Below are 14,553 nucleotides of genomic sequence, written 5' to 3' on the forward strand. Positions count from 1 at the left end.
TCCCGTCTCCTCGCCGGCTACGTCGGGGAAGACGCTACGCGAGTCAGGGGGAACCGTCGCGCGCCATGTCCGAGTCGATCCCGTCGAGGGTCGACTGGATGCCGTTCAGCTCGCTGGTGGCCGCGGCCCCGCCGCCGTCGTTCGCGGCCGGGGTGCCGTTGTCGCAGGCGGTGGTGCCCAGCAGCAGGACCACCGCCATCCCCGCGACGGCCGCGAGCTTCACTTCGTCCCCGCGGGCTTGCAGTGCGCCGCGGCGAAGGCGTCGAGCTTCTGCTTGGCGGTGGCGAGCTGGCCGACCTTGCCCTGGCGCTGCTCGGCGCGCTTCTGCAGCCGGTCGGCGGCGGCGGTGTGGCCCTTGGCCTTCTGGTCGGCCGCGCGGGCCTTGAGGTTCGCCACGGACCCGGACACCTCGGCGCCGCCGTTGATCCGCTCGGTCAGGTTCTGGGCGTGCTTCTGCAGCTTCGGCACCCAGTCCCCGCAGACCTGCTGCGACTCCTCGGGGCTCAGCGTGACCGGCGCCACCGGCTGGGGTGCCGGCGCCGGGGTGCTGCTCTGGGCCGACGCCAGTGGCGCGGCCACCAGCAGGGCGGCCGCGACCCCGCCGCCCGCCAGCGTCAGCCGTCGCGTCCAAGTGGTTCCTCGCATGCTCGGTGCTCCTTGTCGTGACCCCGGCGGTCGTCCCGGGTACGGATTCGAGACTGCGGGTCCGGTGTTCGGGGGGTGTGGGGCGAATGTTCGGGTTCGGTAAAGCCCACCGGGCGTTCACGAGGGGGCCGCCGAGCGCCGCGGCCCGGCCACGGGCCCGGTCCCGGCTACCGGCGCGGGCGGACCGGCGCCCGAATAGAGTGGGCGCATGTCAGCGCCACGACGGGGGAGCACCGGCCGCACCCAGGAGGAGCGCAGCGCCGCGATGCGGGTCCGGCTGCTCGACGCCACGATCGACTGCCTGGTCGAGTACGGCTACGCGGGCACCACCACCACCCGCGTCGCCGTCCGGGCCGGGGTCACGCGCGGGGCGCAGGTGCACCACTTCCCGGCCAAGGCCGACCTCGTCACCTCGGCGATCCGGCACCTGGCCGAGAAGCGCACCGAGGTCGCGATGGCCGAGCTGGACCGGCTGCGCGCCTCGGCCGACCCGGTCGGCGACACGCTGCAGCTGCTCTGGGAGATGCACCAGGGCCCGGTGTTCACCGCGACCGTCGAGCTGTGGGTCGCCTCCCGCACCGACGCGGACCTGCGCCGCCAGATGGCGCTGGTCGAGCCGATCGCCACGGAGAGCCTGGTCGCCTTCGGCCGGGCGGTGCTGCCGGACCAGGCGGGTCACGGCGAGTTCCTGCACTCGGTGTACACCGCCATGGACGTGATCCGCGGCATCCTGATCGCGAGCTGGGCCACCCGCGACCGGGAAGACCTCGGCGCCCGCTGGGGCCGGGCCAAGCGGCACCTGCGCGTGCTCTTCACGGCCCTGCTGGAGTCCGCCTGAGCCTGTTACTCTCCAGGGGAAAGCGACTTCCGGACGAGTGAGGCGGCCAGATGACGGGGAACCCGTACGACCCGGACTGCCCGACCCGGCAGCTGCTCGACCGCATCGGCGACCAGTGGACGGTGCTCATCGTCGGCGCTCTGGCCGACGGCCCGCTGCGGTTCACCCAGGTCGGCAAGCGGGTGGAGGGCATCTCGCAGAAGGTGCTCACGCAGACCCTGCGCAGCCTGGTCCGCGACGGCATCCTCACCCGCACCGCGTACCCGGTGATCCCGCCGCGGGTCGAGTACGAGCTGACCGCGCTGGGCCACAACCTGGCCGAGCCGCTGGACCTGCTCGACCGCTGGGCCCGCCGCCACATGGACCAGGTCCAGACCGCCCGCGAAGCGTTCGACGCGGAGCAGGCCGCCGCCTCGGCCTGAGCCCGGCGTCCGAGTGGTGGTGGCCCCCGGACCGGCCCGGGCCGAGAGCGCCGGCTCAGCGCGCGACCAGCCCCGCTTCGTGGGCGAGCAGGCCGGCCTGGGTCCGGTTGGCGCAGCCGAGCTTGACCAGCATCCGGGAGACGTAGCTCTTCACCGTGGCCTCGGCCAGGTGCAGCCGCGCGGCGATGTCCGCATTGGACAGTCCCGCGCCCAGGCCGGCCAGCACGTCGCGTTCGCGCTCGGTCAGGGCGGCGGTGCGGCGGCGGGCCTCGTCGCCGCGTTCGCGGCCGTCCGCGGACAGGGCGACGAGGCGTTGCGCGGCCGAGGGGGAGAGCACCGTGTGCCCGTCGGCGGCCACGCGCACCAGCCCGATCAGGTCCTCCGGCGGCGTCGACTTGACCAGGAAGCCCGAAGCGCCGGCGCGCAGCGCGCGGATCACGTACGTGTCGGCGTCGAAGGTCGTGAGCGCGACCACCGCCGGCGGCTCGGGCAGGGCGGTGATGCGCTCGATCGCGCTCAGCCCGTCGACCCCGGGCATCCGCAGGTCCATCAGCACCACCCGCGGCCGGTACCGGATCACCGCCTCCACCGCCGCGGCGCCGTCCTGGGCCTGGGCCACCACGTCGATGTCGCCGGCCGAGCCGAGGATCGTCCGCAGGTGGGCGCAGACCATCGGCTCGTCGTCGGCCACGACCACCGTGATCACCGCGGAAGACCCTCCTTCGTCGGGACGTAGGCGGGCAGTATCGCACCCACGCGGAACCCGCCGCCCGGCCCGGGACCGGCCTCGAACCGCCCGCCGACCAGCTCCACCCGCTGCCGCAGCCCGGTGAGCCCGGCGCCCGAGCCGGTACCGGCCAGCGCCGGGTCGGGCGGCCGGGTGGCGCGGGTGCTGGTGACCTCGACGTCGATCCCGCCCGCGTGGTGGCGCAGCGAGACCTCGGCGGTCGAGCCCGGCGCGTGCTTGCGCACGTTCGTCAGCGCCTCCTGGACCACGCGGTAGGCCGTGCGCGAGATCGCCGGCGAGACCGGGCCGGGTTCGCCGGTGACCGAGAACCCGGTCGCCACCCCGACCGCCACGGACTCGGCCACCAGTTCGGCCGGGTCACCGGCCGGGGCGGCGGCCGGGGGCGAGCCGGCCGGGGTCTCGGCGCCGTTGCGCAGCACACCGACGAGGTCTCGCAGCTCGTCCAGCGCGCACGCGCCCTCACGGCGGATGTCCTCGGCCGCGGTGCGCACGGCCGGGTCCGCCGACGTGACGCCGAGCGCCCCCGCGTGCAGCACCATCAGGCTCAGCCGGTGGGTGACCACGTCGTGCATCTCGCCCGCGAGCCGCCGCCGCTCCTCGGCCCGGGCCCGCTCGGCCAGCAGGTGCTGCTCGCGCTCGGCCCGCTCGGCGCGGTCGCGCAGGGACCGCAGCAACTGCCGCCGGGCCTCGAAGTACATCGAGATCGCCACCGGCAGCGCGGTGGCCACCAGCCCGAACGGGGTGGTGTTCCAGGCCGGTTCCCACGGCCGCGTCGCCAGCACCACGAGGAGGCCGGCCAGCCACAGCAGCCGCCGCCGGTCCAGCAGCCGGGCGCCGTTGCCGAGCACCACCGAGGTGACCGTCGGGACGGTCATCAGCGTCGGCTTGACCACCGGCACCAGCAGGCCGGGGAAGAACAGATCGGAGGCCAGCATCGCCAGCCCGGCCACCACGAGCAGGCCCCCGACCTGGACCGGGTACCGCACCAGCAGCAGCAGGGAGAAGTCGCAGACCAGTTGCAGCACCAGCGGGGCGTACGGGCCGAGCGGCCCCGGGCTCGGGCCCGAGGCCAGGAACAGCCCGGTGTCGAGGGCCGCGAACACCAGCGCCGCGCCCAGCAGCCAGAGCCCGTCGGCCGGCCGGGGCCAGAGCGGGCGCCGGGCGGGGGAGTCCGTCACCCGGCCACGGTATCCGCCGGCCCGCGCGTCCGGGCCGGATCATCCACCGGCGGGGGAGGCGCCGTCGACGAAAGTTGCGCCCCGCGCCCCGGCGGGCGACTTTCGTCGACCCGATCGGCTACCGGGCCCGCTTACCCGCGCCCGGCCCGGCGCGGTGGACTTCGGCCCATGACGAGTGCAGGGCTCACCACGGGGGATCCGGACGTCGGCGCCGCGGCGCGGGAGGTGCCGGCGTTCGCCCGCGGACCGGTGTTCACGATCGCGGTGCTGGTGGCGGCCGTGCTGGTGGCGACCAGCGCGCGGTACGCGCACGGGTTCGACGAGCTCTACTTCCTGGTGGCCGGCCGGGATCACCCGGCCTGGGGGTACTTCGACCAGCCCCCGCTGGTGCCCCTGCTCGCGGGCACGCTCGACCGGCTGTTCCCCGGCTCGCTGATCGCCTTCCGCGCCCCGATGGCGCTCGCCGCGGCGGCCGGTGTGGTGGTCACCGCGCTGATCTCGCGTGAGCTCGGGGGCGGTCGCGGCGCCCAGGCCATGGCGGCGGGCGCGTACGCCACCTCCGGGCTGATCGTGATCAGCCACTGGATGGGCACCTACGTGCTCGACCCTCTCCTGTGGACGGTCGTGGTCTTCCTGCTGGTGCGCTGGACCCGGACCCGGCGCGACGGCCTGCTCGTGTGGGCGGGCGTGGTGACCGCGGTGTCCCTGGAGACCAAGTTCCTGATCCCCGCGCTGTGGGCCGCGGTGGCGCTTTCGGCCCTGGTGCTCGGCCCGCGGCGGCTGCTCTCCCGGCCGAAGCTCCGGCTGGGCGCGCTGATCGCGGTGGCTGCGACGATTCCCACGCTGGTCTGGCAGTGGCGGCACGGCTGGCCGTACGCGCACATGGCCGACGTCGTCTCGGCGGAATTCCCCGGCTACTTCCCGTTCGTCCGGGACGGGCTGCTCGGCGCGGGCCTGGGGATCGGTTTGCCGGCCCTGCTGTACGGCGGGTGGCGGCTGGTGCGCTCGCCCGAGCTGCGCCCGTACCGCTACCTGGGTGTGGCCCTGGCGCTGGTGGCCCTGGCGGTGCTGCTCACCCACGGCCGGTCGTACTACCTGATGAGCTTGTTCGCGCTGCCGTTCGCGGCCGCGGCGACGGAGCTGACCCGCCGGAACCTGGTGCGGTGGTGGAAGGTCCCGGTGTGGCCGGCCTTCGCGCTTTCGGCCGTGGTGGTCGTGGCCGGGCTCCCGGTCTGGCCGGCCTCGATGAAGACGACCTCGTTCGGCCCGGTCCCGCTCGGCAGCGGGTTCGCCGGCGGCGAGACCGCGCAGAAGGAGCTGGCCGAGGGGCTGGGCCGGACCTACGCCGCGCTGCCGCCGCGGGTGCGCGAGCAGACGGCGGTGTACTCGGAGATCTACCCGTTCGCCGCCGCCGACGAGTACTACGGACCGCGGTACGGGATCACCGACGTCTACAGTGGACACCGGGGGTACTGGTACTTCGACCGGCCGCCGGATTCGGCGCGTGACGTGCTGTTCCAGGGCTTCGACCCGAACCTGCTGCGCCCGTACTTCGCTTCGGTGACCGAGGTCTCGCCCGGGCTGATGTGGCTCTACTCCGGGCGCAAGCAGTCCTGGGACCGGATCTGGCCGGCGGTGAAGACGCAGTGATCCTCTCCCTGCCCGCCCGCTGCTACCTCCTCGCCGGTGCCGGGGGCCGGGGGCGGATCCACGATCGGCGCCGCGTCGCGATGGTGGTGCGCGCGGCCGTGCTCACCGAACTGCTGCTGCACGGCCGGATCGCCGACCACGACGGCGAGGTCTCGGTCACCGGCCGGGGCGCGACCGGCGACCTGCTGCTCGACGACGTGCTGGCCGGCCTCGCCGAGGACGGTGCGCGCTCCTGGCGCTCACTGGTGCGCCGTGACGGCCCGGACACGCTGAAATCGCTGGAACTCCAGCTCGCCGCGGCCGGACTGCTCCGCCGGCGCCCCACGAGGTTCCTCGGCCGGCCGGTGCTGGAGGTCGCCGATCCCGCGGTGGCGCACCACGAACGCGTCCGGGCCGAAGCCGCACTGCGCACCCCACTGTCCGATGTGGACGAACGAGACGCGGCGGTGGCCGCCCTCGCCGCGGTGGCCGCCCTCGGCCTGTCCCGCCGGGAGGCCCGCTCGCACTCGCGGCGCCTGGCCGAGCTGGGGGAGCGGGCGGGCCCGGCGGTGCCCGCCCTGCGGCACCTGGTCCGGGGACTGCGCCTCGCCCGGGCCTGGGCGGTGAACCCCGGGGGCTGAGGCGGGCCGGGGCATGGAGATCCTGGGGGGCGTCCGGGGGTGACGAGGCGGTGGCCGGACGCGGTCACCGCCTCGCCCGCGCTTCCGCCGTTTTCGATGGACGGATGAACCCAGCCGGACCCGGGGCAAGGTGCCCGGTACGGGGGCCACCGCACCGAGTGGTCACCCGGTGCCGCGCCGGGCCCCGGATCAGCCCTTCGGGCAACTCGGGGCCGCGGCGGCGCCCGCCCGGGCATCATGGGGCCATGGGACCACGACTTCGGCTGGTCACCGTGCGCGGGCGCGCGCTGCGGTGCCTGGTCTGCGGCGACCGGGAGTTCTCCTCCCGTGAGGTGAAGCTGAACAGCTCCGGCGCCGAGTTCCTCGGTCTGGGCTGGGCCAACCGGTCGGCCGTCGCCGTCATCTGCGGGTCCTGCGGCTACGTGCACGAGTTCGCGGGCCCGCGCCCGGACCTGTTGCGGCCCGAGCAGGGTTACCCGGCCGACGTCCGGGTGGACTGACCCGGTGCGCCCGCGGATCTGGGGCAGCGGCCGGTTCGCCGTGCCCGAGGGCTACCTGGACACGCCCAGCATCGGGATCCCGCCCGCCGCGGTCGCCGACGCCGTGGCCGGTGCGGTCGCACGGTGGCGCGCCGGGAGCGACCGGGCGCCGGACTTCGACGAACACGTCGCGCGGTCCCGGGCCGGGTTCGGGCGGCTGGCCGGGGTGCCGGCGGAGCGGGTGGCGATCGGGGCGTCGGTCTCCCAGCTCATCGCGAACGTCGCGGGCGGTCTGGGGGAGGGGGCGCGGGTGCTGGTCGCGGAGAAGGACTTCACCAGCGTCACCTTCCCCTTCGCCGCGCGGCCGGGCACCCGGCTGACCGAGGCACCGATGGCGAAGCTCGCCGACCACGTCGAGGGGCACGACCTCGTGGCGGTGAGCCTGGTGCAGTCCTCGGACGGCTCGGTGCTCGACCTCGCGGCGCTGCGGGCGGCGGCGGAGAGCGCGGGCGCGGGCGTGCTGCTGGACGTCACGCAGGCCGCCGGCTGGCTGCCGCTCGACCTCGCCTGGGCCGACTGGGTCGTCTGCGCCGGGTACAAGTGGCTGTTCTCCCCGCGCGGGTGCGCCTGGCTCGCCGTGCACCCCCGGGCACACGAGCGTACCCGGGCCGTCGCCGCCAACTGGTACGCCGGGGACGACCCCCGGGCCTCGGTCTACGGCCTGCCGCTGCGCTCGGCGCGCGACGCCCGGGCGTTCGACCTCTCCCCGGTCTGGCTCGCCCACGTGGGCGCGGCGGCGGCACTGGACTACGTCACCGGGCTGGACCTCGCCGCGGTCCGCGAGCACACCACCGGACTGGCCGATTCCCTGCTCCGGGCCCTCGGCCGGCCGGCGCGCGGGTCCGCGATCGTGGCGCTGGAGGCCGATCCGGCCCGGGTCGCCGCCGCGGGGGTGGTGGCCTCGGTGCGCGCCGGCCGCGTGCGCGCCGGGTTCCACCTCTACAACACCGCTGACGACGTCGAACGCCTTCTCACCGCATTCGGGTGAAGCCGCCGGACGCGGTGAACTACGGTATGTGCCCGTGGCTGGTCCCCATTTCTCCTCCGATCCCTCGGACACGGCACCGCTCGGCGCGGTCCCCGCTCACCCGGGGCCGCCTGCGCCTGGCCGTGGCCCGGCCCGGGACAACCGCACCCTGCTGCTGCGCGGCGCCGGCCTGGTCGCGATCGCCGTGGTGTCCGGCCTGGTCTGGTTCCTGATCCGGCACGACAGCGCGCCCGATCCGGTCGCGCAGCCGCCCGCGAAGACGAGCCAGTTCGACTTCAAGCTGGTCGAGGGCCCGAGCAAGTCCACCGACTGCGCGGCGAACTCCTACGGGAAGGCGCAGGGCTTCTTCACGGACACGCCGTGCGCCTCGCTCGCCCGGGCGCTGTACACGGTGGAGTCCGGCGACGCGAAGGCGCTCGTCTCGGTGGCGCTGGTCTCCATGCCGCAGGCGAGCCAGGCGGCCGACCTGAAGAAGCTGACCGACCAGGACGGCACCGGCAACATCACCGACCTGGTGCGCGACCACACCTACAAGGCCTCCGGCGCACCCAGCGTGAGCGGGGAAAAGGCCGCGTACGAGTCCGAAGTCGCCGGCTCCGACGTCACCATCGTGCTCACCGACTTCTTCGAAAAGCACAAGGACCCGGTCCTGCTCAAGCGCATCGCGAAGGACGCCCTCCAGTTGTCCGCCGGCCTGCGCTGACTCCTCGACGGCGGGGGAGCCGGGCGTCCCGGCGGTTCAGGAGTGCTGTCCGGGCAGCGCGATCGCGACCGGCTTCTCGGCGGCCTGCTGGCGCCACGGGGTGCCGCGCCGGGCCGCCGCGACGAGGGCCTGCAGCGCCAGGCCGCGCACGCCCGCGTCGTCGGTGTGCGTCACCACTCCGAGCCACGCCGCGGCGCAGTCCGCTTCGGCCGTGGCGACCACCGAGGCGGCCGAAGGGCCATCGGTGACCGGCTTGGCCGGTACGTACGCGGCCTCCGGCGCCACCGGCGTGGCCGAAGCGGCGGTGATCGCCTGGATCAGCACGTCGCGGCGCGCGGTGTGCTCGGCCCGCCCGCTCTTGAGCGCGTTGCCGAACTCGGCCGACAGGAAGGCCGAAACCAGCCCGTAGACCCAGAGCGCGGCGTGTTCGGCGGCCAGCGCCTTCTGCAACGGGTCGACGGCCTCGTCGGGCAGCTTGCCCGAAGGCGCGGCGATCGGCTTGGCGTCCTCGCCGCCGCCGATCGACGGCGAGACGCGCTGCAGCGCCGCGCAGCCGGCGGCCACGGAGGCGGCCAGCCCGGCGCGGTAGGCGGGCAGCCCGGGCACCAGGTCCTCGGCCTGCTGGCGCACGGCGGCGAGCCGGTCCTTGAACCCGGCCACGTCCGCCGGCCCGGCCGCGGGGGCGGTGCTCGCCGCGGGCTTCGGCCGGTTGAGCCGGTCCACCTCGGGCTTCAGGGCGGCGGCGTGGGCGGCGCGCGCGTCGGCGATCTGGGCGGCGACGTCGCCGCCCTCACCGGAAGCGAGCTTCCGCGCGGCCGCGGCGTCCGCGTCGGCGGCGGCCAGCAGCGGGGCCAGCGGGTCCGGTTCTTCGTAGTTGCCCGTGGAGCAGGCGGCCAGCGGGAGGGCCACGGCGGCGACGGCGCCGGGGCGCAGCACGCGGCGCCGGCTGAGGTCGGTCGGTCTTGCGGTCACGTCGGCCCATCCTGCCAGGCCCGGCCCCGGCCCCGCCGCTCGCGCGTCCCGGCGGGGCCGCACGATAAGCTGGTCCACCACCGCCCACCCGTCGTGACCAGCCCGCGTCACCACCGCCGAACAGGAGTGCTCCACGTGCCCAACGAACTCGCCAGCCGGCTGGAGCCGTTAGTGGCCGAAGCCGTCAGCACCGCGGGTTTCGACCTCGATTCGCTCGAGGTGCAGCAGGCCGGCCGGCGCCAGCTGGTCAAGGTCGTCGTCGATTCCGACGACGGGATCGGGCTGGACGAGGTCGCCGAGGTCAGCCGCAAGGTCTCCGCGGTGCTCGACGAAAACGAGCACGTGCTCGCGAGCGCGTACACCCTCGAAGTCACTTCGCCGGGCCTGGACCGGCCGCTGACCCTGCCGCGGCACTGGCGGCGCGCCAAGTTCCGCCTGGTGCGGGTCACCCCGGCCGAGGGCGCCGAGTACGTCGTGCGCGTCGGCCGCGCCGGCGACGAGACCGTGCGCGTGCTCGCCGACGGCCGCCTCCAGGACGTGGCCTACGCGTCGGTGGCCAAGGCCGTGATCGAGATCGAGTTCAAGCAACCACCGGCCGCGGACCTGAAACTGCTGGAAGACGACGCGGCCGGCCGGACCGAAGCGAAGGAGGAGCCGAAATGAACGTGGACATCGCCGCGCTGCGCGCGATCGAACAAGACAAGGACATCCCCTTCGACACGGTGATCGAGGCCATCGAGACCGCCCTGCTCACCGCGTACAAGCACTCCGAGGGCCACCAGCCCCACGCCCGCATCGACATCGACCGCAAGACCGGCCTGGTCCGCGTCCTCGCGCACACCCTCACCGCCGAGGGCGAGGTCGACGAGGAGTGGGACGACACCCCGGAGGGCTTCGGCCGGATCGCCGCCACCACCGCGCGCCAGGTCATCCTGCAGCGGCTGCGCGACGCCGAGCACGAGAAGACCTTCGGCGAGTTCTCCGCCAAGGAGGGCGAGATCATCGCCGGGGTGGTGCAGCGCGACGCGCGCGCCAACGCCCGCGGCATGGTCGTGATCCAGGTCGGCGACACCGAGGGCGTGCTGCCCTCGGCCGAGCAGGTCGCGGGGGAGTCCTACGAGCACGGCACCCGGATCAAGGCGTACGTGGTCGGCGTTTCGCGCAGCAACCGCGGTCCGCAGATCATGCTCTCGCGCAGCCACCCGAACCTGGTGCGCAAGCTGTTCGCGCTGGAGGTCCCGGAGATCGCCGACGGCGCGGTCGAGATCTCCGCGTTGGCCCGCGAGCCGGGGCACCGCAGCAAGATCGCGGTCCGCTCCACCATCGCCGGGGTGAACGCCAAGGGCGCCTGCATCGGCCCGATGGGCGCGCGCGTGCGCAACGTGATGAGCGAGCTGGCCGGCGAGAAGATCGACATCATCGACTACTCCGAGGACCCGGCCCGCTTCGTCGGGAATGCGCTGTCGCCCGCGAAGGTTGTCTCGGTCCGGGTGGTGGACGAACGGGCGAAGACCGCCCGGGTCGTCGTGCCCGATTTCCAGCTTTCGCTGGCGATCGGCAAGGAGGGCCAGAACGCCCGCCTCGCGGCCCGCCTGACCGGCTGGCGAATCGACATCCGGAGCGATTCGGCCCCCGCCGAGGACGAGGGTGACCAAGCCCACGCCGGACCGGAGCGGCCCGCTGCGACAACCGGTTCGGCTGAGTGAGGGTCGAAGCGCTAGACTCGGAGGTGGTTCAAGGCCCGCGGCGGGCAGCCGACCCCCAGTGCGACCCGGGTACCCCGGTGCGCACGTGTGTCGGGTGCAAGCGGCGGGCCGTGATCGGTGAGCTGCTGCGAGTGGTCGCGGTGGCCGGGCGGCTGGTCGTCGACGAAGGTCGGCGGCGGCCGGGCCGGGGAGCATGGGTGCACCCCGGGCCGGACTGCCTGGCTAAGGCCGAGCGGCGGCGGGCGTTCCCCCGGGCTCTCAGGGCCCAGGGCGCGCTCGACGCGGCGGGGCTGCGCGAGCACCCGGCACTCGCAGGGCCCACAGGGCCCGTCATGGAGACCGGACCCGGGACGTACCCGGGGCCGACAGGAATCAAGGAAGCAGGTCGACCCGTCATGAGTCAGCCGTGAAGCTGAAGCCATGAACGCGCGACAATAAGGACGAGGTCAGCGGGTGTCTTCACCGCCTGGCCTCCCCTAGATGAGGAGAGCTGTGCCAGGCAAGGCCCGTGTACACGAGCTCGCGAAAGAGCTCGGCATCACCAGCAAGGAAGTTCTCACCAAGCTCAAGGAGCAGGGTGAGTTCGTGAAATCCGCGTCGTCCACGGTCGAGGCGCCCGTCGCCCGCCGGCTGCGCGACGCCTACCCGGCCAAGGGCGGATCGAAGCCCGCCCCCACTCCCGGACCGCCGGCCCGCCCCGCGGCGCCCGCCGGAAACGGGAGCCCGACCGCTGCCCCGAGCACCCCGCAGGCCCCCCGGCCCGCCACGCCCGGTCCGCAGCACAACCAGCAGGCGCCGGCCGCCCAGGCGGCCCCGGCCGCTCCCGCGCAGACGCCGGGACCGCGCCCCGCGGCCCAGCCCGGCGGCGGACGCCCCGGACCCGGCCCCCGGCCCGGTCCGCGCACGCCCGCTCCGGCCCCGGAGGTCCCGGCGGCCAAGGCCGAGCCCGCCGCACCGGCGGCCCCGGCCGCGCCGAGCGAGCCCGCCAAGCCCGCCCCGCAGCAGCAGGACGCGGCTGCTTCGACCGGCTCGACCGGCTCGGTCGTCCCGCCGCGCCCGCAGGGTCCGAAGCCCGGCGGTCCGAAGCCCGGCCCGCGCACCCCGCGCGTCGGCAACAACCCGTTCGGCGTCGGTTCCGGTTCCCCGGCCCCGCGCCCGCCGCAGCGTCCCGGCCCCGGTGGCCAGGGCGGCGACACCCGGCCCCCGCGTCCCGGCGGTGCCGGTGGCACCGGTGACCGGCCCGCGCCGCGTCCCGGCGGCGGCGCCGGCGGCAACCGGCCGAGCCCGGGCAACATGCCCCCGCGCCCGAACCCCGGCATGATGCCGGGCCGGACCCAGCGCCCGGCCGGCCCCGGTGGCGGCGCCCGCGGTGGTCCCGGTGGCGGAGCCCGTGGTGGCCCCGGTGGCGGGGCCCGGGGCGGTCCCGGTGGCGGCGGCGGTGGCTTCCGCGGCGGTCCCGGTGGCGGTGGCGGCGGTGGCGGCTTCCGTCCCGGTGGCGGCGGCGGTGCCGGTGGCGGCTTCCGTCCCGGCGGTGGCACGGGTGCCCCGGCCGGCGGCGGCGGTTTCCGCGGTGGCGGCGGCCGTGGCGGCCCCGGTGGCCGTGGCGGCACCGCGGGTGCCTTCGGGCGCCCCGGTGGTCCCTCGCGCAAGGGCCGCAAGTCGAAGCGGCAGAAGCGCCAGGAGTACATGGACAACATGCAGGCGCCCAGCGTCGGCGGCGTCCGCCTGCCCAAGGGGCAGGGCGAGACGATCCGGCTGCCGCGTGGTGCCTCGCTGACCGACTTCGCCGAGAAGATCGACGCCAACCCGGCTTCGCTGGTGCAGGTGCTCTTCCACCTCGGCGAGATGGTCACCGCGACGCAGTCGGTGTCCGACGACATCCTCGAGCTGCTCGGCGGCGAGATGAACTACGTCGTCCAGGTCGTGTCCCCCGAGGAGGAGGACCGCGAGCTGCTGGAGACGTTCGACATCACCTACGGCGACGACGCCGGCGGTGAGGACGACCTGCAGATCCGGCCGCCGGTCGTGACCATCATGGGTCACGTCGACCACGGTAAGACCCGCCTGCTGGACACGATCCGGAAGACGAAGGTGCGCGAGAGTGAAGCCGGTGGCATCACCCAGCACATCGGCGCCTACCAGATCGAGACCGAGCTCGACGGCAACGAGCGGCTGATCACCTTCATCGACACCCCGGGTCACGAGGCGTTCACCGCCATGCGAGCCCGTGGTGCGAACTCCACGGACATCGCGGTGATCGTGGTCGCGGCCGACGACGGCGTCATGCCGCAGACGGTCGAGGCGATCAACCACGCGCAGGCCGCCAAGGCCCCGATCGTGGTGGCGATCAACAAGATCGACAAGGAGGGCGCGAACCCGGACAAGATCCGGCAGCAGCTCACCGAGTACAACCTGGTGGCCGAGGAGTACGGCGGCGACACCATGTTCGTCGAGATCTCCGCGCGGCAGAACATCAACATCGACGGACTGCTCGAGGCGATCCTGCTGACCGCGGACGCCGCTCTGGACCTCCGGGCCAACCCGGACATGGAGGCCCAGGGCGTCGCGATCGAGGCCCACCTCGACCGCGGCCGCGGCCCGGTGGCCACCGTGCTGGTCCAGCGCGGCACGCTGCGCGTCGGCGACTCCGTCGTCGCGGGCGACGCCTACGGCCGCGTCCGCCGCATGGTGGACGAGCACAACGTGGACGTCACCGAGGCGCTGCCCTCGCGTCCGGTCCAGGTCATCGGGTTCACCTCGGTGCCCGGAGCGGGCGACACCTTCCTGGTGGTCGACGAGGACCGCGTCGCCCGGCAGATCGCCGAGCGCCGCTCCGCCCGCACCCGCAACGCGCTCAACGCGTCGCGTCGCAAGCGGGTCAGCCTCGAGGACCTCGACTCCGCCCTGAAGGAGACGAGCAGCCTCAACCTGATCATCAAGGGTGACAACTCGGGTACGGTCGAGGCGCTGGAAGCGGCGCTGCTGCAGCTGGACGTCGGCGAAGACGTCGAGCTGAACGTGGTGCACCGCGGTGTCGGTGGCGTGACCGAATCGGACATCGACCTGGCGACCGCGTCCGACGCGATCGTGCTCGGGTTCAACGTCCGGGCCCAGGGCAAGGCGACCGAGCGGGCCACCCGCGAGGGCGTCGACGTCCGGTACTACACGGTCATCTACCAGGCGATCGACGAGATCGAGCAGGCTCTGAAGGGCATGCTCAAGCCGGAGTACGAAGAGGTCGAGCTGGGCCGCGCGGAGGTCCGCGAGGTCTTCAAGTCCTCCAAGATCGGCACGATCGCCGGTTGCCTGGTCATGTCCGGCGAGATCCGGCGCAACGCCCGGGCCCGCCTGCTCCGCGACGGCACCGTCGTGGCGGAGAACCTGCCGATCAGCTCGCTGCGGCGGTTCAAGGACGACGCGGTCGAGGTGCGCGAAGGGTTCGAGTGCGGTTTGACGCTGGGCTCGTACGGTGACCTCAAGATCGGCGATTCGATCGAGACCTACGAGCAGCGGGAGAAGCCCCGCGCGTAACGGTCCTCCGGTC

At 74.3% G+C, this 14,553-nt stretch carries 16 protein-coding genes; 11 read left to right on the forward strand and 5 right to left on the reverse strand.

Annotated elements, in window-relative coordinates:
• Window positions 1-43: 43 nt before the first annotated feature.
• Together NYF13_RS28225 and NYF13_RS28230 are read right to left on the reverse strand one after the other, a co-directional pair.
• On the reverse strand, window positions 44-223 hold the full coding sequence (locus NYF13_RS28225) for a hypothetical protein (RefSeq protein ID WP_315660855.1): 180 nt from the start codon (window positions 221-223) through the stop codon (window positions 44-46).
• Window positions 220-645, reverse strand: a complete 426-nt coding sequence (locus NYF13_RS28230; RefSeq protein WP_315660856.1) for a hypothetical protein — start codon at window positions 643-645, stop codon at window positions 220-222. The genes NYF13_RS28225 and NYF13_RS28230 overlap by 4 nt, the downstream gene beginning before the upstream one ends.
• A gap of 265 nt (window positions 646-910) precedes the next feature.
• On the opposite strand from NYF13_RS28230, the gene NYF13_RS28235 reads away from it, so the two are divergent.
• Window positions 911-1,483 (forward strand): TetR/AcrR family transcriptional regulator, encoded by a 573-nt coding sequence (locus NYF13_RS28235; protein ID WP_315661258.1) that lies wholly within the window; start codon window positions 911-913, stop codon window positions 1,481-1,483.
• A 50-nt stretch (window positions 1,484-1,533) separates the two neighbouring features.
• Entirely contained in the window at window positions 1,534-1,905 is a 372-nt protein-coding gene (locus tag NYF13_RS28240) for a helix-turn-helix domain-containing protein (protein WP_315660858.1), read from the forward strand.
• A 55-nt stretch (window positions 1,906-1,960) separates the two neighbouring features.
• On the opposite strand, the gene NYF13_RS28245 is transcribed toward NYF13_RS28240, so the two are convergent.
• On the reverse strand, window positions 1,961-2,611 hold the full coding sequence (locus NYF13_RS28245) for a response regulator transcription factor (RefSeq protein ID WP_315660859.1): 651 nt from the start codon (window positions 2,609-2,611) through the stop codon (window positions 1,961-1,963).
• The gene (locus NYF13_RS28250) at window positions 2,608-3,831 is read right to left on the reverse strand and encodes a histidine kinase (protein ID WP_315660861.1); all 1,224 of its coding nucleotides are present in this window, start codon (window positions 3,829-3,831) and stop codon (window positions 2,608-2,610) included. Before NYF13_RS28250 ends, NYF13_RS28245 begins: the two co-directional genes overlap by 4 nt.
• A 168-nt stretch (window positions 3,832-3,999) precedes the next feature.
• Here NYF13_RS28250 and NYF13_RS28255 point away from each other — a divergent pair, with 168 nt between their 5' ends.
• The 5 genes from NYF13_RS28255 (at window position 4,000) to NYF13_RS28275 (ending at window position 8,331) form a co-directional block, all read left to right on the forward strand.
• The gene (locus NYF13_RS28255) at window positions 4,000-5,481 is read left to right on the forward strand and encodes a glycosyltransferase family 39 protein (protein WP_315660862.1); all 1,482 of its coding nucleotides are present in this window, start codon (window positions 4,000-4,002) and stop codon (window positions 5,479-5,481) included.
• Window positions 5,478-6,101, forward strand: a complete 624-nt coding sequence (locus NYF13_RS28260) for a GPP34 family phosphoprotein (RefSeq protein ID WP_315660863.1) — start codon at window positions 5,478-5,480, stop codon at window positions 6,099-6,101. Before NYF13_RS28255 ends, NYF13_RS28260 begins: the two co-directional genes overlap by 4 nt.
• Window positions 6,102-6,346: 245 nt before the next feature.
• Complete coding sequence (locus NYF13_RS28265) at window positions 6,347-6,601, forward strand: hypothetical protein (protein ID WP_315660865.1); 255 nt, start codon at window positions 6,347-6,349, stop codon at window positions 6,599-6,601.
• Window positions 6,602-6,605: 4 nt separating this feature from the next.
• Window positions 6,606-7,628, forward strand: a complete 1,023-nt coding sequence (locus NYF13_RS28270) for an aminotransferase class V-fold PLP-dependent enzyme (protein WP_315660867.1) — start codon at window positions 6,606-6,608, stop codon at window positions 7,626-7,628.
• 34 nt (window positions 7,629-7,662) lie between these two features.
• Entirely contained in the window at window positions 7,663-8,331 is a 669-nt protein-coding gene (locus tag NYF13_RS28275; protein WP_315660869.1) for a hypothetical protein, read from the forward strand.
• A 36-nt stretch (window positions 8,332-8,367) separates the two neighbouring features.
• Here NYF13_RS28275 and NYF13_RS28280 read toward each other — a convergent pair whose 3' ends face one another.
• Window positions 8,368-9,303, reverse strand: coding sequence for a ferritin-like domain-containing protein (locus NYF13_RS28280; protein ID WP_315660870.1), 936 nt, complete (start codon window positions 9,301-9,303; stop codon window positions 8,368-8,370).
• 135 nt (window positions 9,304-9,438) lie between these two features.
• Between NYF13_RS28280 and rimP the strand changes: the two genes are divergently transcribed.
• The 4 genes from rimP (at window position 9,439) to infB (ending at window position 14,540) form a co-directional block, all read left to right on the forward strand.
• Window positions 9,439-9,966 carry a ribosome maturation factor RimP gene (rimP, locus tag NYF13_RS28285; RefSeq protein ID WP_315660872.1) on the forward strand — a complete coding sequence of 176 codons (528 nt, stop codon included), beginning with the start codon at window positions 9,439-9,441 and terminating at the stop codon, window positions 9,964-9,966.
• Window positions 9,963-11,009 carry a transcription termination factor NusA gene (gene nusA, locus NYF13_RS28290; protein WP_315660873.1) on the forward strand — a complete coding sequence of 349 codons (1,047 nt, stop codon included), beginning with the start codon at window positions 9,963-9,965 and terminating at the stop codon, window positions 11,007-11,009. Before rimP ends, nusA begins: the two co-directional genes overlap by 4 nt.
• A 140-nt stretch (window positions 11,010-11,149) precedes the next feature.
• Entirely contained in the window at window positions 11,150-11,419 is a 270-nt protein-coding gene (locus NYF13_RS28295) for a YlxR family protein (protein WP_315661259.1), read from the forward strand.
• Between the two features lie 82 nt (window positions 11,420-11,501).
• On the forward strand, window positions 11,502-14,540 hold the full coding sequence (gene infB / locus NYF13_RS28300) for a translation initiation factor IF-2 (RefSeq protein WP_315661260.1): 3,039 nt from the start codon (window positions 11,502-11,504) through the stop codon (window positions 14,538-14,540).
• Window positions 14,541-14,553 lie beyond the last annotated feature (13 nt).

It is taken from the genome of Amycolatopsis sp. PS_44_ISF1, from assembly GCF_032335455.1.
GTDB lineage: Bacteria > Actinomycetota > Actinomycetes > Mycobacteriales > Pseudonocardiaceae > Amycolatopsis.

Excerpts from the sequence above, each read along its gene's own strand:
- nusA (WP_315660873.1), top strand. The coding sequence starts at position 9,963 with ATGAACGTGGACATCGCCGCGCTGCGCGCGATCGAACAAGACAAGGAC.
- NYF13_RS28230 (WP_315660856.1), bottom strand. The coding sequence starts at position 645 with ATGCGAGGAACCACTTGGACGCGACGGCTGACGCTGGCGGGCGGCGGG.
- NYF13_RS28265 (WP_315660865.1), top strand. The coding sequence starts at position 6,347 with ATGGGACCACGACTTCGGCTGGTCACCGTGCGCGGGCGCGCGCTGCGG.
- NYF13_RS28240 (WP_315660858.1), top strand. The coding sequence starts at position 1,534 with ATGACGGGGAACCCGTACGACCCGGACTGCCCGACCCGGCAGCTGCTC.
- NYF13_RS28235 (WP_315661258.1), top strand. The coding sequence starts at position 911 with ATGCGGGTCCGGCTGCTCGACGCCACGATCGACTGCCTGGTCGAGTAC.
- NYF13_RS28255 (WP_315660862.1), top strand. The coding sequence starts at position 4,000 with ATGACGAGTGCAGGGCTCACCACGGGGGATCCGGACGTCGGCGCCGCG.